Origin of the sequence: Alcaligenes faecalis (assembly GCF_002443155.1) — a bacterium.
Lineage (GTDB): Bacteria > Pseudomonadota > Gammaproteobacteria > Burkholderiales > Burkholderiaceae_B > Alcaligenes > Alcaligenes faecalis.
Map to the genome: position 1 here is coordinate 815450 of NZ_CP023667.1, position 26339 is coordinate 841788.

At 57.5% G+C, this 26339-nt stretch carries 22 protein-coding genes; 8 read left to right on the forward strand and 14 right to left on the reverse strand.

The features are described 5' to 3' along the window. Positions 1–62: 62 nt before the first annotated feature. Positions 63–539, forward strand: coding sequence for a DUF1178 family protein (locus tag CPY64_RS03770; protein ID WP_042484090.1), 477 nt, complete (start codon positions 63–65; stop codon positions 537–539). Here CPY64_RS03770 and CPY64_RS03775 read toward each other — a convergent pair. After that, on the reverse strand, positions 490–2367 hold the full coding sequence (locus CPY64_RS03775; RefSeq protein WP_042484094.1) for a sigma-54-dependent Fis family transcriptional regulator: 1878 nt from the start codon (positions 2365–2367) through the stop codon (positions 490–492). The two genes, CPY64_RS03770 and CPY64_RS03775, sit on opposite strands and share 50 nt — an antisense overlap. A gap of 242 nt (positions 2368–2609) precedes the next feature. On the opposite strand from CPY64_RS03775, the gene exaC reads away from it, so the two are divergent. Both exaC and CPY64_RS03785 read left to right on the forward strand, forming a co-directional pair. Then, positions 2610–4136 carry an acetaldehyde dehydrogenase ExaC gene (exaC, locus tag CPY64_RS03780; protein ID WP_026484276.1) on the forward strand — a complete coding sequence of 509 codons (1527 nt, stop codon included), beginning with the start codon at positions 2610–2612 and terminating at the stop codon, positions 4134–4136. A 135-nt stretch (positions 4137–4271) separates the two neighbouring features. Then, on the forward strand, positions 4272–5420 hold the full coding sequence (locus CPY64_RS03785; RefSeq protein ID WP_042484097.1) for an iron-containing alcohol dehydrogenase: 1149 nt from the start codon (positions 4272–4274) through the stop codon (positions 5418–5420). 163 nt (positions 5421–5583) lie between these two features. On the opposite strand, the gene efp is transcribed toward CPY64_RS03785, so the two are convergent. The 11 genes from efp to prpB all read right to left on the reverse strand — a co-directional run bounded on the left by efp (position 5584) and on the right by prpB (position 18565). Beyond that, entirely contained in the window at positions 5584–6141 is a 558-nt protein-coding gene (gene efp / locus CPY64_RS03790; protein ID WP_003802564.1) for an elongation factor P, read from the reverse strand. A 72-nt stretch (positions 6142–6213) separates the two neighbouring features. Further along, on the reverse strand, positions 6214–7353 hold the full coding sequence (gene earP / locus CPY64_RS03795; protein WP_157766844.1) for an elongation factor P maturation arginine rhamnosyltransferase EarP: 1140 nt from the start codon (positions 7351–7353) through the stop codon (positions 6214–6216). A gap of 1 nt (position 7354) precedes the next feature. Then, on the reverse strand, positions 7355–8566 hold the full coding sequence (locus CPY64_RS03800; protein ID WP_042484464.1) for a DUF2863 family protein: 1212 nt from the start codon (positions 8564–8566) through the stop codon (positions 7355–7357). Positions 8567–8725: 159 nt separating this feature from the next. After that, positions 8726–10648 (reverse strand): TRAP transporter large permease, encoded by a 1923-nt coding sequence (locus CPY64_RS03805; protein ID WP_042484100.1) that lies wholly within the window; start codon positions 10646–10648, stop codon positions 8726–8728. Beyond that, positions 10645–11277 (reverse strand): TRAP transporter small permease subunit, encoded by a 633-nt coding sequence (locus CPY64_RS03810; RefSeq protein WP_042484104.1) that lies wholly within the window; start codon positions 11275–11277, stop codon positions 10645–10647. Before CPY64_RS03810 ends, CPY64_RS03805 begins: the two co-directional genes overlap by 4 nt. A 135-nt stretch (positions 11278–11412) precedes the next feature. Continuing rightward, on the reverse strand, positions 11413–12579 hold the full coding sequence (locus CPY64_RS03815) for a TRAP transporter substrate-binding protein (RefSeq protein ID WP_042484106.1): 1167 nt from the start codon (positions 12577–12579) through the stop codon (positions 11413–11415). A gap of 314 nt (positions 12580–12893) precedes the next feature. Continuing rightward, the gene (gene acnB / locus CPY64_RS03820) at positions 12894–15479 is read right to left on the reverse strand and encodes a bifunctional aconitate hydratase 2/2-methylisocitrate dehydratase (protein ID WP_022983544.1); all 2586 of its coding nucleotides are present in this window, start codon (positions 15477–15479) and stop codon (positions 12894–12896) included. A gap of 139 nt (positions 15480–15618) precedes the next feature. Further along, positions 15619–15894 (reverse strand): GNAT family N-acetyltransferase, encoded by a 276-nt coding sequence (locus CPY64_RS03825; protein ID WP_042484112.1) that lies wholly within the window; start codon positions 15892–15894, stop codon positions 15619–15621. A gap of 11 nt (positions 15895–15905) precedes the next feature. Continuing rightward, positions 15906–16307, reverse strand: coding sequence for a hypothetical protein (locus CPY64_RS03830; protein ID WP_042484115.1), 402 nt, complete (start codon positions 16305–16307; stop codon positions 15906–15908). Between the two features lie 90 nt (positions 16308–16397). After that, entirely contained in the window at positions 16398–17561 is a 1164-nt protein-coding gene (gene prpC, locus CPY64_RS03835; RefSeq protein WP_042484119.1) for a bifunctional 2-methylcitrate synthase/citrate synthase, read from the reverse strand. A gap of 104 nt (positions 17562–17665) precedes the next feature. Next, positions 17666–18565 (reverse strand): methylisocitrate lyase, encoded by a 900-nt coding sequence (prpB, locus tag CPY64_RS03840; protein ID WP_026484284.1) that lies wholly within the window; start codon positions 18563–18565, stop codon positions 17666–17668. Between the two features lie 253 nt (positions 18566–18818). Here prpB and prpR point away from each other — a divergent pair, with 253 nt between their 5' ends. Continuing rightward, positions 18819–20732: a propionate catabolism operon regulatory protein PrpR gene (prpR, locus tag CPY64_RS03845; RefSeq protein ID WP_042484123.1), complete on the forward strand. Its 1914-nt coding sequence runs from the start codon at positions 18819–18821 to the stop codon at positions 20730–20732. A 67-nt stretch (positions 20733–20799) separates the two neighbouring features. Here the strand turns inward: prpR and CPY64_RS03850 are convergent, their stop codons facing one another. Further along, positions 20800–22248 carry an MFS transporter gene (locus CPY64_RS03850; protein ID WP_042484126.1) on the reverse strand — a complete coding sequence of 483 codons (1449 nt, stop codon included), beginning with the start codon at positions 22246–22248 and terminating at the stop codon, positions 20800–20802. Between the two features lie 101 nt (positions 22249–22349). Between CPY64_RS03850 and CPY64_RS03855 the strand changes: the two genes are divergently transcribed. Beyond that, complete coding sequence (locus CPY64_RS03855; protein WP_042484129.1) at positions 22350–23165, forward strand: helix-turn-helix transcriptional regulator; 816 nt, start codon at positions 22350–22352, stop codon at positions 23163–23165. Positions 23166–23389: 224 nt separating this feature from the next. Here CPY64_RS03855 and CPY64_RS03860 read toward each other — a convergent pair whose 3' ends face one another. Continuing rightward, a complete protein-coding gene (locus CPY64_RS03860; RefSeq protein ID WP_042484133.1) occupies positions 23390–24379 on the reverse strand; it encodes a malate dehydrogenase in 990 nt (329 codons plus the stop codon). Between the two features lie 280 nt (positions 24380–24659). On the opposite strand from CPY64_RS03860, the gene CPY64_RS03865 reads away from it, so the two are divergent. The 3 genes from CPY64_RS03865 to sdhD all read left to right on the forward strand — a co-directional run bounded on the left by CPY64_RS03865 (position 24660) and on the right by sdhD (position 26338). Then, on the forward strand, positions 24660–25439 hold the full coding sequence (locus CPY64_RS03865; protein WP_373862629.1) for a GntR family transcriptional regulator: 780 nt from the start codon (positions 24660–24662) through the stop codon (positions 25437–25439). A gap of 102 nt (positions 25440–25541) precedes the next feature. After that, entirely contained in the window at positions 25542–25955 is a 414-nt protein-coding gene (gene sdhC / locus CPY64_RS03870) for a succinate dehydrogenase, cytochrome b556 subunit (protein WP_009457694.1), read from the forward strand. After that, positions 25955–26338, forward strand: a complete 384-nt coding sequence (gene sdhD / locus CPY64_RS03875; protein WP_003802535.1) for a succinate dehydrogenase, hydrophobic membrane anchor protein — start codon at positions 25955–25957, stop codon at positions 26336–26338. The genes sdhC and sdhD overlap by 1 nt, the downstream gene beginning before the upstream one ends. Position 26339 lies beyond the last annotated feature (1 nt).

The window sequence follows — 26339 nt, forward strand, 5'->3', positions numbered from 1 at the left end:
TAATTAGTCCGGTACTTCTATGTCACAATACGGCGGTCTGTCCGCCCATTGATACACACATTATGAGTCTGAAGGTTTTTGATCTTGAATGCGAACACGGCCATGTGTTCGAGGGTTGGTTTAGCTCACGCGAAAGTTACGATGAGCAGATCAGTCGTGGGTTCTTGTGTTGCCCCGTCTGCGACAGCCACGAGGTCAAACGCAAGCTTTCAGCGCCACGTATCAATGTAGGAGCGCAGGAAAGCATCAGCGCTCCAGTCAGTGCCCCGGTTCCACCGCCTTTGCCCTCAACCATGCCTACTGAAGAGCAAATGCGGGCGATTCAAGGCCAGCTCTTGCAAGAGCTGCGTTCGGTGATACGCAAGTCGGACAATGTGGGCACCCAGTTTGCCCAGGAAGCGCGTCGCATGCACGAAGGCGATATTGAACCGCGCGCAATCCGTGGTCAGGCCACGGCGCAGGAATATCAGGAACTGGCCGACGACGGCATTATTGCCATGCCGATTCCGGACTTTCTGGATGATGACCGTCTGCAGTAATTAGCAGCGACATTTCTTTCAGTCTGCGATGCAAGGTGCTGCGATGCAGTCCCAAGGATCGCGCCGCCCGTGAAATATTTCCCCGATGTTGTTCCAAAGCCTGCTGCACGGCGGCGTATTCCTGTTCCTTCAGGGTTTGTGGCTTGGGGGCGGCAAGGAGGGTTGATTCCGTGATATTCCGGGCTGCCGGGGCGGCAGGCTCTTGAGCCGGCACCGGGTGCTCGGCATTCAAGCATGGCAAGGCAGGCAGGTCCTGGGCCAACCACAGACGTCCCGGCGTATCCTGCACAATAATTTGCAGCAACACCGATCGTAATTGGCGGTAATTGCCCGGCCAGTCGTAGTCCTGCAGTTTCTGCAGTGCTTCGGGATGTAGCTGGGGCGCAGCCTGGCCTTGTGCCAGAACGGCCAGTTCTCTGGAAATGTAGTCGCCCAGATCGTTCCGTTCTCTAAGGCTGGGGACTGTGCAGATATAGTCTTGCAGGCGGAAGTACAGGTCGGCACGGAAGCGGCCATCACGTACCAGTTTTTCCAGCGGCTGATGGCTGGCGCTGATCAGCTGGAAGTCCAGCCTGTGTGTGCGTTCCGAGCCCAGTGCCTGCACCTCGCGCTCTTGTAGGACTCGCAGCAGACGGCTTTGCAAGCCTACAGGCATATCGCCAATCTCATCCAGAAACAGCACACCGCCATGGGCCTGACGCAATTTGCCTGCATAGCCCTGACGGCGTGCACCTGTAAACGCACCGGCTTCATAACCAAACAGCTCGGCTTCAATCAGGGTTTCGGGCAGGGCGGCGCAGTTAATCGCCACAAAAGGACCGGACTGGGACTTGTGACGGCGATGCAGCTCACGCGCCATACGCTCCTTGCCCGAGCCGCTGGGGCCGCTGAGCAAGATGGACAGGCCCATTTGCATGGCTCGCAACGCCGGTTCCAGCGCCTTTTCCTGTTGAGGGGACAGTTGTGTTGTTTCTGTTGTCTCGGTCTGAGCTTGCACCGCGCGGGCCGGAGCCGGGGCTTTGGCGGCCGTGCTCAGGTGCAGCGTTACGGACCGACTCGTGCTTTTTGCCTGTTCCAGTACCGAACTTAAATCCTGGCCGGGCAGCTCCTGCCAGTCCTGGCGCAGCATGCGGGCGGCCAATTCATCGGCAGCCACAATCGTGTCGTCCTCCAGAACCAGTCGACCACTAAAAGCACTATTGAGCAGGCCGGGGTCGGTATGCAGATGCAGCAGGCGGCGGGACGGCGTGCACAGCGACTCCAGCATCTGGCGGCTGATCTGGCGGGCGTACAGCTGCGCCAAATCCAGCGCGTAGTGATGCTCCAGCTCCGAAGGCCCGGAAATATCCAGCACCCCAATGATCTGACCATAAGGGTCATAAATGGGGGCGGCATGGCAGCTCAGAATCCGGTTGTCAGGCAGATAGTGCTGGCTGCCGTGAATCTTGATGGGCTGCGCGCAGAACAGCGCGGTGCCAATTGCATTTGTGCCGCGATGGTTCTCGGCCCAGCTTACGCCTGCACGCAAGGCAACCTGCTCGGCCCGTTGCAGAAAATGCGGATCGCCCGCCTGTTGCAGGACCGTGCCTTGTGCGTCGCACAATAAAACCAGACTGCGATGCGGGTGCACCAGCGCCGCCAGATCCTGTACCGCTGCCGAGGAGTGATGCAACAAGTGATGCTGTTGTTCCAGCAACTGTCGCAGCGCACCTTGGCTCATGTCCCGAGGTTCCGCGCTTAACTCCGACTCCATCGTCTGACAGCGCTCCCAGGACTGACGCCACATGGTTTCGTTGGTCTGCGGGCAAAACGAGTGTAGAGAAGTCATGAGTGTGCTCCGGGAGGGGTGTCGCATTCTGCGACAGTGCTCGCGTTTTGCGACAGTAGTTGTCGCAGCCTGCGACTGGAGGTCGTTCCATTATGGAGGCGGGCGAGCTCAGGATCGAGTCGGGACAATCGCTAGCTAGTTTGGCACGTTATTTGCTTTAGTTAAATCAGGATAAAGGCACCCCTAACCTTTCCCTGCGGTGCACGTCTTGTGGCACCGAACTAAATCAATAAGGAGACATCATGAATCTGTCCGATCTCAAATCCATGGGCCTGGATCTGGAATTCCCCTTCAAGTCCCGTTACGACAACTACATTGGTGGACGTTGGGTGCCGCCGGTCGAAGGCGAGTATTTTGATAACGTCTCGCCCGTCACCGGGCAGGTGTTTTGCCAGGTAGCCCGCTCGGGTGCAGCGGACATTGACCTGGCTCTGGACGCCGCGCACAAGGTGCGCCACCAGTGGGCCAATACCCCGCCTGCCGAGCGCTCCGCCGTTTTGCTGCGCATTGCGGACCGTATCGAACAAAACCTGGAACGCCTGGCGGTGGCGGAGACCATCGACAACGGCAAACCCATTCGTGAAACCCGTGCGGCTGACTTGCCCCTGGCGGTCGACCATTTCCGCTACTTTGCCGGTTGCCTGCGCGCACAAGAAGGCAGCATTTCGGATGTGGACAGCACCACGGTCGCTTACCACTTCCACGAGCCTATCGGCGTCGTCGGCCAGATCATCCCCTGGAACTTCCCGCTGCTGATGGCTGCCTGGAAACTGGCGCCTGCCCTGGCTGCCGGTTGCCCCATCGTCCTGAAACCCGCCGAGCAAACCCCCGCTTCCATCCTGCTGCTGATGGAAATCATCGGTGATCTTCTGCCTGCTGGCGTACTGAACGTGGTCACCGGCTACGGTAAAGAAGCAGGCCATGCCTTGGCCAACTCCAAGCGCATTGCCAAAATCGCCTTCACCGGCTCCACACCTGTCGGCCGAGAGATCCTGCACGCAGCAGCCGACCGCCTGATCCCCGCGACTGTCGAGCTGGGCGGCAAGAGCCCCAACATCTTCTTTGAAGACGTGATGCAGGCTGATGATGCTTTCCTGGACAAAGCCCTGGAAGGCTTGAGCATGTTCGCTTTGAACCAAGGTGAAGTTTGCACATGCCCATCGCGCATCCTGATTCAGGAGTCCATCTACGAACGCTTTATTGAGCGCGCCGTAGAGCGAGTCAAACGTATTCAGACCGGCAATCCGCTCAATGCCGGGACGATGGTAGGTGCGCAGGTGTCCGAGAAACAGATGGAGCGCATCCTGGGCTACATCAATATCGGTCGGGAAGAGGGCGCACAAGCTCTGACCGGTGGCGAACGCAACCGTCTGGGCCAGGGTCTGGATAATGGCTACTACATCAGCCCCACCATGCTGCTGGGTAAAAACAGCATGCGTACCTTTCAGGAAGAAATCTTCGGACCGGTGGCCGCTGTGACCACTTTCAAGGACGAAGAAGAAGCCATCGCCATCGCCAACGACACCGAGTTTGGTTTGGGTGCTGGCGTCTGGAGCCGCGACGGCTCGCGTGCCTACCGTGTAGGCCGTGGTGTTGAAGCTGGCCGCGTCTGGACCAACTGCTATCACCTGTACCCAGCTCACGCCGCTTTTGGTGGCTACAAGCAATCCGGCATCGGTCGCGAAACCCACAAGATGGCCCTCAATAACTACCAGCAAACCAAGTGCCTGCTGGTCAGCTACAGCCCGAACGCCCTGGGCTTCTTCTGATCTCTTGATCTATTCGTAGTGTTGTCAGACCTCCCCCCATGCAATATGGGGGGATGCCCTTCTTGCGCGCTTGCTATGTGTTTATCCCAGAGGGCCGCAAGGAATCTCTTCGATCATCCATAAGGAATACGCACAATGACAGTCTCGGAATTCTTTATCCCCTCGCACAATATCCTGGGCCCCGGCGCGCTGGATCAGGCCATGCCGATTATCGGGAAAATGGGCTTCAAAAAAGCCTTGATCATCACCGATGCCGATTTGGCCAAGCTGGGTATGGCCCAATTGGTAGCCGACAAGCTGACCGCACAGGGCATCGACACCGCGATTTTTGATAAGGTGCAGCCCAATCCCACCGTAGGTAACGTCAATGCAGGCCTGGATGCCTTGAAAGCTCACGGCGCAGACCTGATTGTGTCCCTGGGCGGCGGCTCTTCTCACGACTGTGCCAAAGGCGTAGCCCTGGTTGCCAGCAACGGCGGCAAGATTGCCGACTACGAAGGCGTGGATAAATCCGCCAAGCCGCAACTGCCACTGCTGGCTATCAACACCACAGCAGGCACGGCATCGGAAATGACACGCTTCACCATCATCACCGATGAAACCCGCCACGTAAAAATGGCGATCATCGACCGCCACATCACTCCTTTCTTGTCAGTGAACGACTCCGACCTGATGGAAGGGATGCCTGCATCCTTAACCGCTGCCACCGGTATGGATGCTCTGACCCATGCAGTCGAAGCCTACGTTTCCACGATCGCCACTCCTATCACCGACGCCTGTGCGGTGAAAGTGGTAGAGCTGATCGCCAAATACCTGCCAACTGCCGTGCGCGAGCCACACAACAAAAAAGCCCGTGAACAAATGGCCTATGCGCAGTTCCTGGCAGGGATGGCATTCAACAACGCCTCGCTAGGTTATGTACATGCGATGGCGCACCAGCTAGGCGGCTTCTACGACCTGCCGCACGGTGTTTGTAATGCACTGCTGCTGCCGCATGTGCAGGCTTTCAATATGCAGGTGGCGGGGGAGCGCCTGAATGAAATCGGCAAGTTGCTATCGGATAACAATGCAGATCTGAAAGGCCTGGATGTCATCGCAGCGATTAAAAAGCTGGCGGATATTGTGGGGATACCGAAGTCGCTGGAAGAACTGGGCGTGAAGCGAGAAGATTTCCCGGTTCTGGCAGATAACGCGCTCAAGGATGTTTGTGGTGCGACTAATCCAATTCAGACGGATAAGAAGACGATTATGGGGATTTTTGAGGAGGCGTTTGGGGTGAGGTAATGCTGTGCTAAGAGCAAGGGGCAGATAAGTATTTTGGTGCTAAGTGAATGCTGCCTCTTTCTCGGTTGCTCAGTATTTTTAGTAATCTGGCAGGCAACAAAAAGGGGCTGTAAAAACAGCCCCTTTTTTTGCGTGTACCGCACTGGGCGGCACTGCGCCTTTCTTACATCACGCGGCTGCGGTATTCGCCAGTGCGGGTGTCGATTTCGATCTTGTCACCGATGTTGCAGAACAAAGGCACGCTGATTTCGGTGCCCGTGTTGATCTTGGCGGGTTTCAGCACTTTACCGGAGGTATCGCCTTTCACGGCAGGTTCGGTGTAGGTGATTTCGCGCACGATGATGGTGGGCAGCTCAACCGAGATAGCACGACCTTCGTAGAAAACGGCCTCAACGGACATGTTTTCTTCCAGGTAGTCCAGGGCGTCGCCCATGCTTTCGGCTTCGATTTCGTACTGGTTGTACTCTTCGTCCATGAAGACGTACATGGGGTCAGCGAAGTAGGAGTAAGTGCATTCGCGCTTTTCCAGCTGAACAACTTCAAATTTTTCGTCGGCTTTGTGCACGGCTTCGCTGTTCGAGCCGGTCAGCAAGTTCTTGAACTTCAGTTTGACAACGGCGGAGTTGCGACCGGATTTGTTGTATTCCGTTTTCTGAACGACCAGAGGGTCGCCATTGACCATCGCGACGTTACCAACGCGCAGTTCTTGTGCGGTTTTCATTAAAAAAACTCCGAATGGGACAGGCTCCGCCAAACGCAGTGTCAGGGAGCTTTTAAGAGGTAATCGGTTATTTTAGCGTTTTCGGGCGACTTGGGTGTAAAAACTCAGCAAACTGCTGGCCAAATCGGCTTGTTCAGCCAGTTTTGCACTATATGCACGGGCTTCTTGGTGCCATAGACGCAACACCTGCGGTTCCAGACAGCGGCTCAAGGCAGCGGCCGCGCCGCTCTGATCCGCACTGCTCCAGGCCAGATGCAGGGCTTGAACCGGCTCGGGTAGATTGCCGGTATCCAGCCAGGCTTGCAGCTTGTCCAGATGGGCCTGTTCTTCCTGTACGTAGGGCTGCCACAGCATGGGTTGACCGGCCCAGATGGCGCGCACCAGGGAGTCCTCGCCGCGTACGATATTCAGTGCGCTGCGCCAGAGCAGGGCATCAAAGTCGGCCTGGTTCACAGCAGGGATACGCTGTACCAGCAAATGGCCTTGCTCCAGATCCGGGATGCGTTGGGCAACCGACTCGGGCACCAGCAGCAAGGTTTTCTGCTGTCGCGTGGATAGCACCTCGGGCAGGGCCAGCACGGGCGCATCGGGATAGCAGAACAGGAACATTTGCTGCATCTCGCCCTGGAGCAGGGCTTGAATGTGTTCCTGCGCCACGCCCAAGCGGTTCAGCATGGCGTGGTAGGCAGCATCGTCCTGTTGAAAGGCATCGCGGCGGGCCAGCAGATCGCTTTCACGCAGCAGGCCTCCTGTTTGGGGGACAAAACCGGGGAAAAAGAAATACTTGTTGGCCCCGTTTGCTTGTGGGGATGGCAGGCCGTGGCAGCCTTGCACCCAGGGCTCGGCGCTCAGGTAATCCAGATTGATCCACACATGCTTGTCTGCCGTCAGTTGCCTTGTCATGGTTTCGGGCGGCTCGCAGGCAAAGGCTTCGATCACAAAGGGGTGAGGTGCGGGGTAGTCCTGGCGCGCATCGTGCCAGTGTTCAATATCCACACCTTGCAATTGCTGGCTTTGCAGGCCGCTTTGTACTTCGGACTGAATGCGGCTGAAGCTGTGCAGGTCATCCACCCACAGGCGTAGCTGGGCGACCTCGGGTTTGGCAGCCAACTGACGGGCCAGGCGCCAGCACACGCCTATATCCCCCAGATTGTCGATAACACGGCAAAACAGGTCTATGGATACAGGCTGGGAAACAGGAGCGGTATTCAATTTAGTGCAGCTGTACGGGGTCCAGATCGATTTCGTCCGGCAGTTCCGGGTGCTGCATCTCGCCGTTAATGTCCGGGAAGAAGGGGGCGTTGCAGTCGTCGCAGGTCTCGGTAGAGTGCAGACCGGGCAGGCGCTGAATCTGCACCAGGCCCAGGGTGCTGAGCAGGGCGGCAATCACGTCCGGAATGTCGATATGGTCATCGCTGTGGAAAGAGGACTCGGCCTCCTCCTGGCTCAACACCGGCCAGATACAGCCATAAATCACGGTGGGCGAGGAAATGGTGCTAAAGCCCACGCGATATTCTTCGATCTGCTCTTCGCCGCAAGCGACGATGACCGCACGCAAATGGTCGGGCGGGAGTTTCACCGCTGTTTGCAGCCAGGTGATGCCAGCCTTCAGGGCCAGTGGGCGAATCTCGCGGTCCGACTCGCGGTTATTGACGTAGTAGGCGTTGGGGGCCAGGAATTGCAGCTGGCAGCCGGTAAACAACGGCGTGACAATGGCGGAATAACGCTCCACCCATTGTTCTACCCAACGCAGGTGATCGGCTTGCAGATTGTCGCTGGATTGTTGCCAGCGAAACAGAGGCTGGCCGACCGGGGCCATGACCACGCCAATCAGAAAGCGGGCGTCGGCCAACAGGCTGCTGGCTTCTTCCGGCTTGTTCAGCGGGGCAGGTTCCTGGCTGCGGCCCAGGGCTTGCGCGGTCAGGCTGCGCGTCCAGGCGTAAGCTTGCTGGTAGGTCTGGGGCATCTCGTCGTAATTGACCAGATTGGGCAGCAGGGCACACATCGTGCCTTCAGCCAGCACGGTAGCGCGCAAGGCTTCTTCCAGTTCCTTGTGCTGTTGTGGCTTGAGTGTGCCTTGGGGCAGTTGATAGCGCGTCCAGGCAGTCAGCGGGGCCGAAAACAGCAGCGCGTCGTACAGCACGCCGTCATGCTCGATTTGCTGGCATTCGGCGTGGGACTCGGCCAGTTCCATCAAAATTTCATAATGCTGGTTTTGCTGCTGGCTGCCCAGCAGTTCCAGTGTCTGTTCAACGGCTGTATTGCGGCGTCCGCTATAGAGCTTGTCCAGCAATTGAGCGGTCAGCCCTTGCCAGTAGCGATCTTCGATCTGCGAGCCGGAACGCACCAGCGCGTCTGTGTAATTGATCAGACGCTGGATTTCTTTGGGTTGTTGGGCGAGCAGTTTGGAATTGAGTTGCGACATGGACATACAAAACCGATAGAGGGACAGGCTAGTTTACCCTTTGCCACGACCGGGGTGTGTGAATGAGGGAAGCTCCCTAGGAAGGATCATGAAGCAAAAAAACCGCCGCATCCGGAAATGCGGCGGCTTCTGTTGCGATCCGGCGCTACAGGGTGGGGATCAGTACAGTACTCTGGGCAGCCAGAGGCCGATGTCGGGGAACAGATACAGGATGATAATCGCCAGGATCTGGATACCCATGAAGGGCATCATGCCCAGGAAAATCTGGTTCAGGGTCACATGGGGTGGCGAGACACCCTTCAGATAGAAGGCCGACATGGCAACTGGCGGCGACAGGAATGCCGTCTGCAGGTTCAGCGCCACCAGCAGACCGAAGAACAGCGGATCGATCTGGTAGTGCGCCAGCAGCGGCAGGAAAATGGGCATGAAGATAATGATGATCTCCGTCCATTCCAGTGGCCAGCCCAGCAGGAAAATGACCACTTGCGCCAGGATCATGAACTGGATGGGTGTCAGATCCATAGACAGCACCCAGTTATTGATCAGTTCCTGACCGCCCAGCAAGGCGAAGGCGGCCGAGAAGATACTAGAGCCGACGAACAGCCAGCAGACCATGGCACTGGTCTTGGCGCTGAGGTATACCGATTCGCGCACCATGGAGAAGTTCAGGCGGCGATAGGCGAAGGCCAGCAGGATGCCGCCCAATGCGCCCAGGGCCGCCGCCTCGGTGGGAGTGCACAGGCCGACGATGATGCTGCCCAACACGGCCAGGATCAGCATGGTCAGCGGAAAGAAGGAGCTGAGCAGCATTTTGAAGATTTCCAGCCGTGCGAAATTCAGCATCGCGTAGTAGCACAGCAAGGCCAGGCTGCCTACGATCAGGAAAATCCAGAAGGTCATCGGTGCTGCCTGGCGTTCCGCCGTGGTGGCTTCTTCGGCGGCCTCTGCTTCAGTTGCGGACGCTTCTGCGCCCGGTTCGCTGGCACCCAGCGCAAGGAGTGGCTCACTCCCTTCGGGTTCGGACAAACCGCCAGCCCCCGGAGGCTCCGCCAGCCCGCCGCCACTGTAGTCATTGTCGAAACTACTGAAACCGCCGCCCATTTCCTGCAGCTCGTAATGCTCGGCGGTCTTGGGCGCGGTGACCGTTTGATAGCTGAAGCCCATGACAGCGATGAAGATCACAGCGGGCAGCAAGGCCACGGCCAGATTCTTGAGCAGCAGCTTCATGGGTACATCGACATTGCGAGGCCCCTTCATGGCGCTGATCAGGCCGGGCACGGCACGGTCCGTGATGGTCTCCTTGATGGTTTGCGCGAAGGCGGGCAGCGGCACAATCCGGTCTTGCGCCGAAAGAGGGGGCGCGATGCTGGGTTTGAGCTTGGCCAGGATAATCACGTACAGCACGTACATGACCGCCAGCAACAGGCCAGGGAAGAAGGCCCCGGCATACAGTTTCACGACCGAGACACCGGCAACAGCGCCGTACAGGATCAGCAGCACGGAGGGGGGCAGCAGAATGCCCAGGCAGCCCCCGGCGGTAATGGAGCCAGCCGTCAGCTGTACGCTGTAGCCTGCTCGCAGCATGGCGGGCATGGCCAGCAGTCCCATCAGAGTCACGACCGCACCCACAATGCCAGTGGCCGTGGCAAAGATGGCGCAGGTGGCAATAGTGGCCACCGCCAGCGAGCCTGGAACCCGTGCCATGGCCAGATGCATGCCCTGGAACAGGCTCTGAATCAGGTTGGCGCGTTCAACCAGGTAACCCATGAAGATGAACAGAGGCACCGCAATCAGCACATCGTTGGTCATGACGGCGTAGGTGCGCAGAACCATCAGGTCCAGGGTTTGCTGGATCGCTTGCTGTGTCCCCATGTCGCGGTAGGCAAGCCAGGTGAAGATCACTCCCATTCCCATCAGGGTGAAGGCAGTGGGAAAGCCCAGCATGATGGTGACGACAATCAGGGCCAGCATGAGCAGGCCCAAATGGCCATTAGTCATATCTGCTGGGGACGGCATGAATACGGCAATGCTCAGGACAATGCCGATCAAAATGGTGAGTCCGAACCAGATCTCTTTTCTCATGTTGGACTCCCTTTCTTGCTGTCGCCTGTGACAAAGGCATCCAGCTTTTTAATATCGTCGCTGTTGACGTCCACCATATCCATCAGCTTGTCTACATCGACCTCTTCAACGTCCTTGTCGCGCGAAGGCCATTTCCCGTCCCGCAGACAGCGCACGCAGTACACCATTTCCACGAAGCTTTGCAGCAGAAGGCAGAAACCGGCCAGCGGGATGATGGCCTTGAATGGGTAGATAGGCGGCCCGTTGGCTGTGATATTCGAGTGCTCCGTGATGGCCCAGGATTCGGCAGCGAAGTAGTAGCCGGCCCAGAACATGGCGACCACCCCGGGAATGAAAAACAGGATGTACAGGATCAGGTCCAGACCCGCCTGCAGGCGGGGCGGGAAAAAACCGTACAGCACATCCCCGCGGACATGGCCGTTCTTGGAGAGCGTATAGGCACCGGCCATCATGAACAGGCCGCCGTACAGCATGTTCATCATGTCAAAGGCCCAGGCATGCGGGTTGGACAACACGTATCGAGAGAAGACCTCGAAGGAAACGAACAGGGTCAATGCCAGGACTAGCCAGCCGAACAACTGGCCTATCCACGTATTGAACCGGTCGATGAAGACCAGGATTTTCTGCATGGTAGGTTCACCTTGCTAGCGCGGAAAGGGTCTGATGCGTGTCGGCTGCGGGGTGGAACGCGGCCGGCCTGGGGTAGGGGGAGACGTCATCCACATCCGGATGGACGGGATGACGCGATGCGATTGCCCTTTTTGTCAGCTCTTGGCTTGGGGAGCCTTGCGGCCAAAGTAATGGTTGTAGGCCATACGGCGGTTATTGTTGGTGTCCATGTCCCATGCCATGGCGCGTGCCGCGAACGCTCGTTGTGATGCGTCGATTTCCTTGAAGAGGGGATTGGTCTCGGCTTTTTTGGCGACGATCTGGTCCCACACGACCAGTTGTTGCTGCAGGATGGTGTCGGGCGTCTTGTAGAATTTGACGCCATCTTCCTTTTGCAGGCGCTGGTAGTCCTGCGAGTAACGGTCCACCGCCTTCCAGGACATGTCGGCCGATGAGGCCTCGACGGCGTTGTCGACAATGGCCTTCAACTGTGTCGGCAAGGCGTTGTACTTATCCTTGTTGAACATGATCTCGAAAGTTTCCGAGGCCTGGTGAAAGCTTTGCAGCATGCAGACCTTGGACACGTCCGGGAAGCCTAGAGCGCGGTCCGAGGCGGCGTTGTTGAACTCCGCACCATCGAGCAGACCACGGTCCAGCGCTGGCACAATTTCACCGCCTGGCAGTGCGTTCACGGCAGCGCCCATTTCGGTGAACAGGTCGATAGCCAGGCCATTGGTGCGGAACTTCAGGCCCTTGAGGTCTTCGGTCTTGGTGATGGGTTTTTTGAACCAGCCGAACGGTTGTGTGGGCATCGGGCCAGTCAGGAAGGAGACGACGTTGCCACCGATGGCATCGTACAGTTTGGCCAGCAGTTCCTTGCCGCCGCCGTATTTGTGCCATGCCAGCACCATATTGGCGTCCATGCCGAAGGCCGGGCCCGACGAAAACAAAGCCAGGGCATTTTGCTTGCCGTAGTTGTAGCCCAGTACGCCGTGGCCGCCGTCCAGCGTTCCCTTGGAGACGGCATCCAGCAGGCCAAAGGCCGGTACAACCGCCCCGGCGGGCAGGACTTCGATTTTCAGATCTCCACCAGTCATATCGTTGATCTTCTTGGCGAAATCAAGAGCGAATTCGTGGAAGATGTCGACGGTGGGCCAAGTGCTTTGAAAGCGGAAGTTGATGGGACCCTGCGCGCGAGCGATGGCAGGAAAGCCCATCGTTGCTGCAGCCGCGGTGCCGGCTGCAGCACCGCTCAGGAACTTGCGCCGGGATGCGCCGTTCTGTTCTTGGGGCGCGGTGCTTTTTTTGATCCTGTTTCTCATGGGGTGTGTCTCCGAAGTGGCTGTAAGCGTTCGAGAGCAAACTGCAGCAATCTGGTGTTGTTTTCAGCTTTCTTTCAGTTTGCTTTCAGCTTTATATGCGATTCGAACAACAGCCGTACATAAGGAGTAACCACAATGATGATAGGGGTATACCCGCGGGCTGGCAGCCATGGATACGTGCACTGCCAGTAGTGCTTGGCCCCCGCTATCGCGGCTTTTTGCATGCCCCTTGGGAGGGCGATCATTTCAAACAGGCAAAGAAAAACGCCTTCGCCGCATGCAGCGGCGAAGGCGTTATTTGCAAGCGCTAGGGCTTACAGACCTACGGAGTCAGCAATTTCCTTGAACTCTTCGATCTGGTCGAAGTTCATGTAGCGATAGATGTCTTCGCTATTGGCTTGCAGTACGCCCATGTCGGCCAGGTACTCTTCGCGGGTCGGGATGCGACCCAGACGTGAGCAGATGGCGGCCAGTTCAGCCGAACCCAGGAACACGTTGGTGTTCTTGCCCAGACGGTTGGGGAAGTTACGGGTACTGGTGGACATGACGGTGGCGCCTTCGCGAACCTGTGCCTGGTTACCCATGCACAGCGAGCAACCGGGCATTTCCATACGAGCACCAGCCACGCCCAGAACGCCGTAGTGGCCTTCTTCGCTCAGCTGTTGCTGGTCCATCTTGGTCGGAGGAGCGACCCACAGACGGGTTGGAATGTCGCGCTTGCCTTCCAGCAGCTTGGACGCGGCACGGAAGTGACCAATGTTGGTCATGCAGCTACCGATAAACACTTCGTCGATCACGGTGCCGGACACGTCGGACAGGGTTTTCACGTCGTCAGGGTCGTTCGGGCAAGCTACGATAGGTTCGTGAATTTCAGCCAGATCAATGTCGATGACAGCAGCGTATTCAGCGTCTGCATCGGGTTCCAGCAGTTCTGGGTTGGCCAGCCAGGCTTCCATGCCCTTGATACGACGCGAGATGGTGCGCTCGTCTTCGTAGCCATTGGCAATCATCCACTTGAGCAGCGTGATGTTGCTGTTCAGGTATTCGATGATGGGTTCTTTGCTCAGACGCACGGTACATGCAGCGGCGGAGCGCTCGGCCGAAGCGTCGGACAGCTCGAAAGCCTGTTCGATCTTCAGGTTGGGCAGACCTTCGATTTCCAGAATACGGCCGGAGAAGATGTTCTTCTTGCCGGCTTTTTCCACGGTCAGCAAACCTTGCTTGATGGCGTACAGAGGAATGGCGTTAACCAGGTCACGCAGGGTGACGCCGGGCTGCATTTCGCCCTTGAAGCGCACCAGCACGGATTCTGGCATGTCCAGAGGCATCACACCGGTAGCAGCGGCAAAGGCCACCAGACCGGAACCAGCGGGGAAGCTGATGCCGATAGGGAAACGGGTGTGCGAGTCGCCACCGGTACCCACGGTATCGGGCAACAACATGCGGTTCAGCCAGGAGTGGATGATACCGTCGCCTGGACGCAGGGAAACACCACCGCGTGTGCTGATGAAAGCAGGCAGTTCGTGGTGAGTTTTAACGTCAACAGGTTTGGGGTAAGCAGCGGTGTGGCAGAAGGACTGCATCACCAGATCGGACGAGAAGCCCAGGCAAGCCAGGTCTTTCAGTTCGTCGCGAGTCATTGGGCCGGTGGTGTCCTGGCTGCCAACGGTGGTCATGCGTGGTTCGCAGTAGGTACCGGGACGCACGCCCTGGCCTTCAGGCAGACCGCAAGCACGGCCAACCATCTTCTGGGCCAGGGAGAAGCCTTTACCGGAATCGGCAGGGCTTTGTGGCAGGCGGAACAGGGTGGTTGGGGGCAGACCCAGTGCTTCGCGAGCACGGGTGGTCAGGCCACGGCCAATGATCAGGGGAATACGGCCACCGGCGCGCACTTCGTCAAACAGGACGTCGGATTTGACCTGGAATTCGGAGATCAGCTCGCCATTCTTGAAGGCCTTGCCTTCGTAGGGACGCAGTTCAACCACGTCGCCCATTTCCATTTTGGAAACGTCCAGTTCGATAGGCAGAGCGCCGGCATCTTCCATGGTGTTGTAGAAGATAGGAGCAATCTTGCTGCCCAGACACACGCCACCAAAGCGCTTGTTGGGAACGAAAGGAATGTCTTCGCCGGTGAACCACAACACGGAGTTGGTGGCCGATTTACGCGAAGAGCCGGTACCGACCACGTCGCCCACGTAGGCAACCAGGTGGCCCTTTTCTTTCAGGGATTCGATAAAGCTGACAGGGCCTTTCTTGCCGGGCTCTTCAGGCTCGATACCTGGGCGTGGGTTCTTCAGCATGGCCAGAGCGTGCAGCGGAATGTCCGGGCGGCTCCAGGCGTCAGGGGCGGGGGACAGATCGTCCGTGTTGGTCTCGCCAGTGACTTTGAAAACGGTCACGGTCAGGCTTTCGGGAACTTCAGGACGGCTGGTGAACCACTCGCCGTCGGCCCAGCTTTGCAGCACTTCTTTTGCAAAGGCATTGCCCTTTTCGGCTTTTTCCTGAACGTCGTGGAAAGAGTCAAACATCAACAGGGTGTTTTTCAGGCCGTTGGCGGCGATCTGGCCCAGTTCGGGCGAATCCAGCAGATCGATCAGCGGGCTGATGTTGTAGCCACCCAGCATGGTTCCCAGCAGCTCAGTGGCACGCTCGCGGCTGATCAAAGCACAGGTTTCTGTGCCCAGCGCGATAGCGGCCAGGTAGGAGGCTTTCACTTTGGCAGCATCGTCCACACCGGCGGGGACGCGGTGCGTCAGCAGGTCGACCAGAAATGCTTCCTCACCGGCAGGTGGGTTCTTGATGAGCTCGATCAGCTCGGCGGTCTGCTGAGCCGACAAAGGCAGCGGGGGAATGCCCAGAGCAGCGCGCTCGGCAACATGTTCGCGGTAAGAGTCCAGCATAGTGCGGGTGCCTATCGGTAAATGGTTGATATGAAAATGCAATAAATCGCGTGTTGCCCCAATTGTAATTTGAAGCGCGCAGCGAAGCAATGGTCTTATATCTTATATAAGACTTACGAGAAGCTGAATGTTGTTTGGCTCAGGCCAGCAAATCGGCGTATTCAGGGTGGCGGCGGAAATAGACCACGGCATAGCTGCAAACAGGGCGTACTTTCCACTGTTGGTTTTTTGCCGTTTCCAATGCGAAGCGGGTCAGTTGCCCCGCAATGCCGCGGCCTTCCAGCTGAGGCGGCACGCGGGTGTGGGTGATGCTCATGACAGCATCGTCCAGTTCGTATTCGATAACACTGCGCAGGTTTTCAACGTCGCAGTAAAACAGACGTGCTTGCGGGTCGTGGTGGATCTCGGTAGTCATGGCAGGCTCCTTCAAGTGGGGTTGGAGTGCAGAGCGATCAGAATCCAAACAGCCAGCATGCTGATCATGCCCAGAAAGCAGCCGCCCCACAGTCCCATCAGGGGCCATTTGACGCCCATGGGAACGTCGTCGGGCTGTACGTGCTTGAGCAGACGATTGGCATTGCCAAACAGCGAGCTTTGGCGTTTGGGGAAATTCAGACGTAAAAAATAATCCAGCAGTACGCCTGCCTTCAGCGAAAAACTGAGTTTTTCCCAGGGGTACTGATCCAGATAAGGGTGACGCAACACCTGGTTGCTGCGGCGCAGATTGAAAAGCAGTAAATAAGCGCCGGAGACCAGACTGGTCAGGGCACAGGCAATCATCAGGGTGCCGGCCAGCGGCAGGGCGTAGCGTACAAATTCAGAGAGCATGGAAGTCACCAGCAAGACGGCCCCGCGTGCGCAATGCAGCGGGGCCGTGTGGGTTAGATCACAGGCAAATAATAGCCCAGGATCTGTGACTTATGGGCGCTGATCCAGAGGCACAAAGCTCTGGTTTTCAGGGCCAATGTAGTTGGCGGTAGGACGAATAATCTTGTTGTCCACGCGCTGCTCAATGACGTGAGCCGCCCAGCCAGCCGTACGCGCGATCACGAACAATGGCGTGAACATGGCAGTGGGCACACCCATGGTGTGGTAGGACACGGCCGAGAACCAGTCCAGGTTGGGGAACATTTTTTTCACTTCCCACATCACGCTTTCCAAACGCTCGGCAATGTCGAACATGCGGGTGTTGCCATCGGCCTCGGCCAGTTCCTTGGCCACCGATTTGATCACTTCGTTGCGTGGGTCGGAGATGGTGTAGACGGGGTGACCGAAGCCAATAATGACTTCCTTGTTTTCCACGCGCTTGCGGATGTCTTCTTCAGCCTGATCGGGATTCTCGTAGCGCTTCTGGATTTCAAAAGCCACTTCGTTGGCACCGCCGTGCTTGGGACCGCGCAGGGCACCGATAGCGCCGGCAATGGCGGAGTAGAAGTCCGAACCCGTACCGGCGATAACGCGGCTGGTGAAGGTGGAGGCGTTGAACTCGTGCTCGGCGTACAGGTTCAGCGACACGTGCATGGCTTTTTCCCACTCGGCCGATGGCTTCTCGCCATGCAGCAAGTGCAGGAAATGCGCGCCGATGCTGTCATCGTCAGTCTGCACATCAATCATTTCGCCGTTGTGGCTGTAGTGGTACCAGTACAGCAGGGCCGAACCCAGGCAAGCCATCAGACGGTCGGCGATGTCGCGTGCGTCGGGCAGGTTGTGGTCGTCTTTTTCGGGCAGCACGCAACCCAGAACCGACACGGCAGTGCGCATCACGTCCATGGGGTGGCTGTGGGCAGGCAGGGTTTCCAGCGCGGTTTGCAGGGCCAGAGGCAGGCCGCGCAGACGCTTGAGCTTTTGCTTGTACGCGCGCAGTTCGTCGCGGTTGGGCAATTTGCCGTGAATCAGCAAATGAGCCACTTCCTCAAATTCGCAAGCCTGGGCCAGGTCCAAGATATCGTAGCCGCGGTAGTGCAGATCATTACCACTGCGACCGACCGTGCACAAGGCGGTATTGCCTGCAACAACGCCAGACAGGGCAACAGATTTCTTGGGCTTGAAGCCAGTGCTAGGGGTGTTCTCAGTACTGCTCATAAAGGTCTCCTGGTTGCTGGGCAGCCAGCACGAGGCTGGCTGCTGAATGGGGTTTTACCCGCGCGACGGCCCTGTCAACGGGCCGGGCGGGAGCCTGTGGTGGCTCAGGACTTCTTGTTTTTTTGGAACAGCTTGTCGAGGCTTTGCTCGTAAGCATGGTAGCCGATACGATCGTACAGTTCTTCACGAGTCTGCATCAAATCGATGACATTTTTTTGATGTCCGTCACGACGGATCGCCTGGTAGACAGTTTCGGCGGCCTTGTTCATGGCGCGGAAGGCGGACAGGGGATAGAGCACCATGGCCACATTGGCCGACGCCAGTTCTTCCACGGTGAACAGCGGGGTCTGACCGAACTCGGTAATGTTGGCCAGCACAGGCACATTCAGGGTTTCGGTAAAGCGACGGTAGGTGTCCAGGTCGTAGCAAGCTTCAGCAAAAATGCCGTCTGCACCCGCTTCCACGCAAGCCTGGGCACGTTCCAGAGCGGCGTCCACGCCTTCAACTGCAATTGCATCCGTACGAGCCATGATGAAGAATTCCGGGTCGGTACGCGCGTCGACAGCCGCTTTCACGCGGTCGGCCATTTCGCCAGTGCTGACGATTTCTTTACCGGGGCGGTGGCCGCAACGCTTGGCACCGACCTGGTCTTCAATGTGGCAAGCGGCGGCGCCGAACTTGATCAGGCTTTTGATGGTGCGGGCGATATTGAAGGCCGAGGCACCAAAGCCGGTATCAATGTCCACCATCAAAGGCAAGTCGCATACATCGGTGATGCGGCGAATGTCAGTCAGCACGTCGTCCAGCGTGTTGATGCCCAGATCAGGCAAGCCCAGAGAGCCAGCCGCGACACCGCCACCCGACAAGTAGATGGCGCGGTAGCCGGCGCGTTGGGCCAACAAAGCGTGGTTGGCGTTGATGGCGCCGATGATTTGCAAAGGCTGTTCTTCACGCAGGGCCTGGCGGAAACGGGCGCCTGCCGATGTCAGTTGGTTTTGGCTCATTTGGGGCTCCAGATCACAAAATAAAAAATGTCGTCAGCGTGATGCTGCGATGGGTTGGTTCTACTAAAGCAAATGCTGTGCCAAGTTCAGGTATGGAGAGGATGAAACGCCTGAAGCCAGCCAGTAAGGGGATTTCTCCCGTGGTTTGCCGTCGTCACTCCTTGCTGTGAATACTGCCTTTTTCTGTTTTGTGTTTCAATATTGAAACGTAATTTGAAACAGTGTCGCATTGTTGATGCCTGGGTGAAACCGTATGCCTTATCCTTCTTCCCCTCCTGCCCGTCTGCGTCTGGTGGCTTTCGGCCTGCATGGACTGCGTTCTCTCCTGGAAGAACTGGTGCCGCAGTTCCGCGCCCAGGCCGAAATACTGATCGTGGACAAAGCCTATGGCGAGGCCGTAGAAGCCGTGCAGGTGTTGCGACAAACAGGTGAAATTGACGTGCTGGTGTCTGCGGGTTCCAACGGCAGTTATTTGCGCGAACATCTGGACCTGCCGGTGGTACTGGTACATCCCGGTGGCTTTGACATTATGGGCAGTCTGGCCTCGGCACAGGCCGAGCGTAAAGCCGTGGTGACTTATGGCGAAATGCCGCTGGAACTGATGGAGTTTGTGCAGCGCTTTGATCTGCCTGTGGAGCTACGCAGCTATCGCAGCGAGGCTGATGCGCGTAGCTGTGTCCAGGATTTGAAAGAGCTGGGCGTGGAGTGGGTGCTGGCACCCGGTCTGGTGGTGGACTTGGCGCGCGAGAACCAGATGGAAGGCGTGCTGCTGTATTCACAAGGGGCAGTGCGACAGGCCCTGGAATCGGCTATCGAACTGGCCCGTGTTGCTCGCGCCGAAGCAGCCCGTCGGGATCGCTTGAATACGATTCTGGCGCAGTTGCGTGACGGTGTGGTGTCAGTGGACAGGGACGAACGCATTGAAACTGTGAACCCGGTGATGGAAGCCTGGTTGGGGCAACCGGCTCAAGCCATGATTGGTCGCCGCTTGGGTTCCTTGTATCCCGAGCTGGATCTGGCCGGCACGCTGCGCAGTCTGGACGTGCAGTTGGATACGGTGCAACAAGTGGGTGGCCGTACCGCGATTGTCACCCGCATGCCGATTCTGGAGCAGGGACGCTTGAGCGGGGCGGTGTTGCTCTGCCAGGACCCGGCCGCGATTCAACGACTGGACCGCAGCTTGCGTTCCCGCAGTCAGCAAGCGGTATCGCGTCATGCCCGGTACGAGCTGTCTGATCTGGTGGGACAGAGCTCGCCCATGCGCAAGCTGCGTGCTCAGGCTCAGGCTTGTGCGCAAAGCACAGCGACGACCTTGATTATTGGTGAAAGCGGTACGGGTAAGGAGTTGCTGGCCCAAGGCATTCACAGCGCCAGCGCCAGACGCGCGCAACCCTTTGTGGCCGTGAACTGCGCGGCTTTCCCTGACAGCCTGTTGGAAAGCGAACTGTTCGGTTATGTGGAAGGCGCCTTCACAGGTTCCAGCCGGGGCGGCAAAGTAGGGCTGGTGGAAGCGGCTCACACCGGCACCTTGTTTCTGGACGAGATCGGGGAAATGCCCTTGCCACTGCAAACCCGTTTGCTACGGGTGCTGCAAGAAAAAGAAGTCCTGCGTATCGGGGCGATTGAGCCAACGCCAGTCGATGTGCGCGTGATTGCGGCCACTCACCGCGATCTGGCCGCGCAGGTTAAAGAAGGTGTGTTCCGTCAGGACCTGTTTTATCGCCTGAATATTCTGGTGCTGCGCTTGCCGCCTTTGCGTTTGCGCACACAGGATTTGCCAGAACTGGTGGAGCATCTCCTGGCAAAAGTGGCTCAACGTCTGGGTGGGGCTGTAACGCTCAACCCGGATTGGCTGACCGAGCTGCTGGAACTGGGCCGTCACTACACCTGGCCCGGCAATATCCGTGAGTTGGAAAACCTGATCGAACGCTTGATGGTCCTGGGCACAGTGCAAGGCGATCAGGCTGTGGTACTGGAAGATATTGCGCCGGAGCTGCGGGCAGTGGTGGCAGAGCCCGCTATGCCTGCGCTGCGTGATCAGCAAGAGCGCAGCGAGCAGGAGCATCTGGCCAAGGTGCTGGAAGAGTGTGGCGGTAACCGTGCTCTTGCAGCCCAGCAACTGGGGATCAGCCGCAGTACGTTGTGGCGGAAGTTGCGTAAAGGTTGATGGGCTCGTCAATACTCCTTGGGGCTCAAGCAAAGCCCATACGTCGCCGTTTCCTTCAAGGCTGGTTTTAGTGCCGACTGATTCTGCTTAACGCTATCAAAAGCAGGCTGACCAGCAAGGAGGCCACCAGGTTGTACGTCAGCCCCATGCCAAAGGCAGAAACATAGTGCTCAGCCTGGCTCAGGGCGGCGCTGCCTGCGTTTCGTCCGGCATTAAACAGGAAGCCGACCACGGCAACCCCGAGAGCGGCACCAATTTGCTGAATGCTGGAGATCACACCCGAGGCCATGCCAGCTTGAGTCTCGTCGATAAAGCCTAGTATCAGATTCAGTAAGGGCGTCATGATCAGGCCTTGGCTGGCCCCCAGGAAAATCAAGGCAGGAATCAGGTGGGCGGGCTCCAGTTGTGGGCCTGCCCAAGCCACTTGGCCGATTAGCCAGGCAAAGGAGAGGGCGTAGCCTATTGCTCCCGTTGTAATAGCCTGGGTGCCGTAGCGGGTGACAAGACGTGGCGCGTAGAGAGAGGCGGCAATAAACCCCACGCTGGCGGGGGCAAAAATACTACCTGCGTGGAAAGGACTTAAGCCAAAGCCGCTTTGCAGCAACAGGGCAAAACAGAGAAAGAAAGAGCTGGCGGTGGAGTACACCAGCAAGACCAGCAGGGCGCCCAGAGCAAAGCGGGGTTGCGCCAGCAGTTGCATATCGACCAAGGGCAAATATCCGATGCGTCGCCGTCTTTGCTGGTGCCGATAAAAAGCAAACAGCAAGACAAGAGAGGCGGCCAGACTCGTCAGGCTGGCAAGGGGCCAGCCATGCTCCGAGCTTTGGATGATAGGGATCAGTAACAGGCTGAGGCTCAGACTGATCAGAATGACGCCTGTGCCGTCCAGTCCCTGGTTTTGAGGGCCGCGAGTTTCAGGAATGTAGCGCGCTGCCGCAATCGCCAGTAGACCAATCGGGATATTGATCAGAAAGATGTTGCGCCAGCCCAGGTCAAACAGATCGGCGTGAATCAGCCAGCCTCCCAGGACCTGTCCGGCAATAGCGGCCAGCCCCAGCGTCATGCCCAGCAGGCCGAAGGCGCGACGGCTGTTATCGCCGTCAAAGTTCACCCGAATGGAAGCATAGACCTGGGGGAAGAGCAGGGCGGCAGCCAGGCCCTGCAATACCCTGGCAATAATCAGAAAAAAAGCGTTGGGCGCCAGACCGCATAGGGCAGAGGTGAGCGTAAAGCCTGCCATGCCGATGATAAAGAGCTTGCGTCGGCCAAATAAATCGCCCAGCCGTCCTCCTGTAATCAGCAGTACGCCAAAAGCCAGTTCGTAGCCCGCCACGATAAAGCCGATCTGACTAAAGCTGGCGCCAAGTTGGCTCTGAATATTGGGAATAGCGACATTGACGACGAACAGGTCAAAAATGGTGACGAAACCCGCCAGAAGTAGCACGGACAGGCCCAGCCAGGGCGGGGTGTTTGTGGAGGCTGCGTGAGTGTTTGGGGAATGCGGCTTGGAGTTCATGATGCTTGTTTGAGGTAGAAACCCGTGTATTCTTGAACTCTTTTTAAGCAATTACAATTTAACTGTTTATGCTATTACTTAAAGCAATGGGGTCTTGAATCATGAGAACGCTGGAACGAACGCGCCCGGATCTGGCAGCCTTCTTGCGTGCATGCCGTGAACGCCTCTTGCCGGAGGAGGTGGGTTTGCCCAGTGGTGGGCGTCGTCGTACGCCGGGGCTGCGCCGTGAGGAAGTGGCCGCTTTGGCAGGAGTGGGGCTGACCTGGTACACCTGGTTGGAGCAAGGGCGTGATATTGGGGTGTCGGCCAGTTTTCTGGACAATTTGGCGCGGGTTCTGAAACTGGATGCGGCCGAACGTAGGCACTTGTTTTTGCTGGCGCATGAGCGCCTGCCTGCCGAGCCAGGAATTACCTGGTGCGTCTTGCCGCCGTTGGTGCGGCGCTTGATGCACGACTTGCCTCATCCGGCTTTTGTCTTGAATTTACGTTGGGATGTTCTGGGCTTTAATGCCTTGGCGGATGATTTGCTGGACTTGGGGGCGTATCCCGAGGGGCAGCGCAATCTTCTATGGCAGATGTTTACGAATCCCGCTTTGCACACACGCTTTGCGCCTTGGGAGTCGCAGGCGCTGGAGATGTTGTCCAGTTTTCGTCGCGACTTTGCTCGGGCCACAGATGGTACGGACATTCATGAACTGGCCAATGAGCTCAAACGCGTATCACCGGAGTTCAAGCTGTGGTGGGAGCAACATGATGTGCATCCGCCTTGCGGTGCGCTACGCACATTGCTTGTAGATGGGGAGTTGCGTGAGTTTGAGCAGACCTCGCTCATCATTGATGAGAGTCGGCATTTGCGCATGGTGGTGTATGTGCCGCCTTTGCAGCAAGGTCATGGCGATGGGGGCAGTTCACGCTAGTATTGTGCAGAGCTTGTAGAACGCAAGTGAGTGCTCAGTACTGCCGTGATGTTAATAGCAAGATCCTGGTTTTACGTGTTGAGTTCCAGCATTCAGCATCACGCATTAAGCATTGAGCAGCAGACGTTAGAGATCAAACGTCAGGTCTCACCCATCAGGCGGTAGGCACCAGGCAAAAAAAATCCCCGCCGATCAGGCGGGGATTGCAGACACTGGCGGCTTAATTAGCCCAGCAGGTCCTTCACACCGTCGCGCTCTTCCAGCAGCTCGTTCAGGGTGTGGTCCATGCGCTCACGCGAGAAGGCGTCGATTTCCAGGCCTTCAACACGCTTGTACTCACCGTTTTCGGTGGTCACAGGCACGCCGTAGATGATGCCTTCAGGAATGCCGTAGGAGCCGTCCGAAGGAACACCCATGGTGACCCATTTGCCATTGGAACCCAGGACCCAGTCACGCACGTGGTCGATGGCAGCGTTGGCAGCCGAAGCTGCCGAGGACAGGCCACGGGCTTCGATGATGGCGGCGCCACGTTTGCCCACGGTGGGGATGAAGGTTTCGCGGTTCCAGGCCTGATCGTTGATGATCGCGTCGATCTTCTCGCCGTTCACGGTAGCGAAGCGGGTGTCAGGGTACATGGTGGGCGAGTGGTTGCCCCAAACAATCAGGTTCTCGATGTCAGCAACAGCCTTGCCGGACTTGGTGGCCAACTGCGACAGGGCGCGGTTGTGGTCCAGACGCAGCATGGCGGTGAAGTTCTTTGCTGGCAGATCAGGAGCGGACTTCATGGCAATGTAGGCGTTGGTGTTGGCAGGGTTGCCGACTACCAGCACTTTCACGTCACGGCTGGCCACTTTGTTCAGGGCACGGCCTTGTGCAGTGAAGATCTGGGCGTTGAAGGCCAGCAGATCTTTACGTTCCATGCCTGGGCCGCGAGGACGGGCACCGACCAGCAGGGCGATATCAACATCCTTGAATGCGGTTTCAGGGTCGCTGTGGGCGGACATGCCTTGCAGCAGCGGGAAGGCGCAGTCGTCCAGTTCCATCATGACGCCTTTCAGGGCCTTTTGGGCTTTCTCGTCGGCGAGTTCCAGCAACTGCAGGATTACAGGCTGGTCTTTGCCCAGCATTTCGCCAGAAGCGATGCGAAACAGCAGGGCGTAGCCAATCTGGCCAGCAGCGCCGGTAACGGCGACGCGCATTGCGGGTTTGGACATGAGAGTAAGACTCCGTTTTTGGGTTTGAAGACGGTGACGAAAAACACAGTTTAAATCTTTTGCAGACCGGGCGGCTGGCGTGGAAAACGGTTTTTCGCAAGAGGAAAAGCCTCTTTTTTCACTGCGCAGACTAGACCAAAACGATAGCGCCGTCAAACGTCTTATATCTTATATAAGACATAAGAGCGTTAGACATTCGGGGCCGGTCATGCGAAAATTAGTGCACTGTCTATTTTATGAACAAATGCGCGCCGCAGGCTGTATAGATCGCGCATTTTTTATGAGCCCCATGTCTGATAACGTGCCGCCGCTACGCACCCAGGAAATCGAAAAATCCGCTCCTAGCGCGGCCTATAGCCCTCTGTATCAACAGATCAAGGCTTTGTTGCTGCAGGGGCTGGATCGTGGCGAGTGGAAACCTGGCGAGGCCATCCCCAGTGAACTGGAACTGGCCGCCCGTTTTCAGGTCAGCCAGGGCACGGTGCGCAAAGCCATTGATGAGCTGGCCGCCGACAACCTCCTGATTCGTCGCCAGGGCAAAGGCACCTTTGTGGCCACCCATCACGAGGCTCGTGTGCGCTTTCGTTTTTTGCGCCTGGCCCCGGACGATGGCAAGCCCGTTGCTTCCCAAAGCCGTATCCTGGATGTGCGCCGCATGAAAGCGCCAACGGATGTTGCCGTACTGCTGGACTTGCGCACTTCCGACATGGTGGTGAATCTGCGCCGGGTTCTGTCTTTTGATCAGGTCCCGACCATTTATGACGATATCTGGTTGCCCGGCTCCGTCTTCAAGGGTCTGACCCTGGAAGCCGTCGAGCAAAACAAGGGCCCGATGTACGCCTGGTTCGAGAGCAAGTTTGGCGTGAGCATGGTGCGCGCCGATGAAAAGATCGGTGCTGTCAGCGCCACTGACGAGGCCGCCTCGGTCTTGCAGGTGGAAGCTGGTTCGCCGCTCCTGCACGTGGAACGCGTGTCCTATACCTATGGTGACCGACCGATGGAGTTGCGCCGGGGCTTGTACCTGACTGAGCGCTTCCATTACCGAAACACGCTCAGCTAGTGCGGCGGCATACGGTATTTGATACTGCACCGTAGTGTCAAATAGGTGAAAATACCAAGGTTAAAAATTTTATGACTTTTTTTTATCTACTTCGAGGCCATCATGTCTGATACCGCACCCAAGCAGCGTCCGCAGTATCGCAATATCAGCGTGCCGCAGATATTGAGCTACCGCTTGCCCCTGGCTGCAAAATCGTCGATTTTGCATCGTGTCAGTGGTGCATTGCTGTTTCTTTGCCTGCCGCTCGTTCTATTGCCACTGTTCTCTTTGAGCGTCAGCTCTCCAGAGTCCTTCGAGACCTTGCGCAGCTACGTCGACAACCCTGTCTGTAAGCTGATCCTTCTGGTCCTGATCTGGGGCTACCTGCACCACTTCTGTGCCGGTATCCGCTATCTGGCACTGGACCTGCACCTGGGTAACGACAAAGAGTCCGCCAAGAAGTCGGCCGGTATGGTGTTCGGGGTCAGCCTGGCGCTGACCGTTGTGTTTGGTTTGAAACTGTTTGGGGTGTGGTAATGGCAAATCGTGAGCGCATTGGCGCAAACCGCCTGGTAGTGGGTGCCCACTACGGTACCTTGGACTTTCTGGCACAGCGTGTCACCGCAGTCATCATGGCCATCTACACCTTGGTCATCATCGGCGGCATCCTGTTTAGCAGTGAACTGAATTTCGAGACCTGGCGCGGCCTGTTCTCGTTCACGGTCGGCTCCCTGCCTTTGGGTCAGTTGCTGGCAACCTTGTTCTTCCTGTCTTTGTCCTGGCACGCCTGGATTGGTGTGCGTGACATCTGGATGGACTACGTCAAGCCCGCTGGTCTGCGCTTGTTCCTGCAAGTGTTGACCTTGCTGTGGCTGGTCGCCAGTGTCGTCTTTTTTGCAAAAATTATCTGGAGTCTCTAAA

Bases quoted from the DNA above. Each gene is read 5' to 3' on its own strand.
- CPY64_RS03770 (WP_042484090.1), top strand. From the start codon at position 63: ATGAGTCTGAAGGTTTTTGATCTTGAATGCGAACACGGCCATGTGTTC.
- CPY64_RS03775 (WP_042484094.1), bottom strand. From the start codon at position 2,367: ATGACTTCTCTACACTCGTTTTGCCCGCAGACCAACGAAACCATGTGG.
- exaC (WP_026484276.1), top strand. From the start codon at position 2,610: ATGAATCTGTCCGATCTCAAATCCATGGGCCTGGATCTGGAATTCCCC.
- CPY64_RS03785 (WP_042484097.1), top strand. From the start codon at position 4,272: ATGACAGTCTCGGAATTCTTTATCCCCTCGCACAATATCCTGGGCCCC.
- efp (WP_003802564.1), bottom strand. From the start codon at position 6,141: ATGAAAACCGCACAAGAACTGCGCGTTGGTAACGTCGCGATGGTCAAT.
- CPY64_RS03800 (WP_042484464.1), bottom strand. From the start codon at position 8,566: ATGTCGCAACTCAATTCCAAACTGCTCGCCCAACAACCCAAAGAAATC.
- CPY64_RS03805 (WP_042484100.1), bottom strand. From the start codon at position 10,648: ATGAGAAAAGAGATCTGGTTCGGACTCACCATTTTGATCGGCATTGTC.
- CPY64_RS03810 (WP_042484104.1), bottom strand. From the start codon at position 11,277: ATGCAGAAAATCCTGGTCTTCATCGACCGGTTCAATACGTGGATAGGC.
- CPY64_RS03815 (WP_042484106.1), bottom strand. From the start codon at position 12,579: ATGAGAAACAGGATCAAAAAAAGCACCGCGCCCCAAGAACAGAACGGC.
- acnB (WP_022983544.1), bottom strand. From the start codon at position 15,479: ATGCTGGACTCTTACCGCGAACATGTTGCCGAGCGCGCTGCTCTGGGC.
- CPY64_RS03825 (WP_042484112.1), bottom strand. From the start codon at position 15,894: ATGACTACCGAGATCCACCACGACCCGCAAGCACGTCTGTTTTACTGC.
- CPY64_RS03830 (WP_042484115.1), bottom strand. From the start codon at position 16,307: ATGCTCTCTGAATTTGTACGCTACGCCCTGCCGCTGGCCGGCACCCTG.
- prpC (WP_042484119.1), bottom strand. From the start codon at position 17,561: ATGAGCAGTACTGAGAACACCCCTAGCACTGGCTTCAAGCCCAAGAAA.
- prpB (WP_026484284.1), bottom strand. From the start codon at position 18,565: ATGAGCCAAAACCAACTGACATCGGCAGGCGCCCGTTTCCGCCAGGCC.
- prpR (WP_042484123.1), top strand. From the start codon at position 18,819: ATGCCTTATCCTTCTTCCCCTCCTGCCCGTCTGCGTCTGGTGGCTTTC.
- CPY64_RS03850 (WP_042484126.1), bottom strand. From the start codon at position 22,248: ATGAACTCCAAGCCGCATTCCCCAAACACTCACGCAGCCTCCACAAAC.
- CPY64_RS03855 (WP_042484129.1), top strand. From the start codon at position 22,350: ATGAGAACGCTGGAACGAACGCGCCCGGATCTGGCAGCCTTCTTGCGT.
- CPY64_RS03860 (WP_042484133.1), bottom strand. From the start codon at position 24,379: ATGTCCAAACCCGCAATGCGCGTCGCCGTTACCGGCGCTGCTGGCCAG.
- CPY64_RS03865 (WP_373862629.1), top strand. From the start codon at position 24,660: ATGAGCCCCATGTCTGATAACGTGCCGCCGCTACGCACCCAGGAAATC.
- sdhC (WP_009457694.1), top strand. From the start codon at position 25,542: ATGTCTGATACCGCACCCAAGCAGCGTCCGCAGTATCGCAATATCAGC.
- sdhD (WP_003802535.1), top strand. From the start codon at position 25,955: ATGGCAAATCGTGAGCGCATTGGCGCAAACCGCCTGGTAGTGGGTGCC.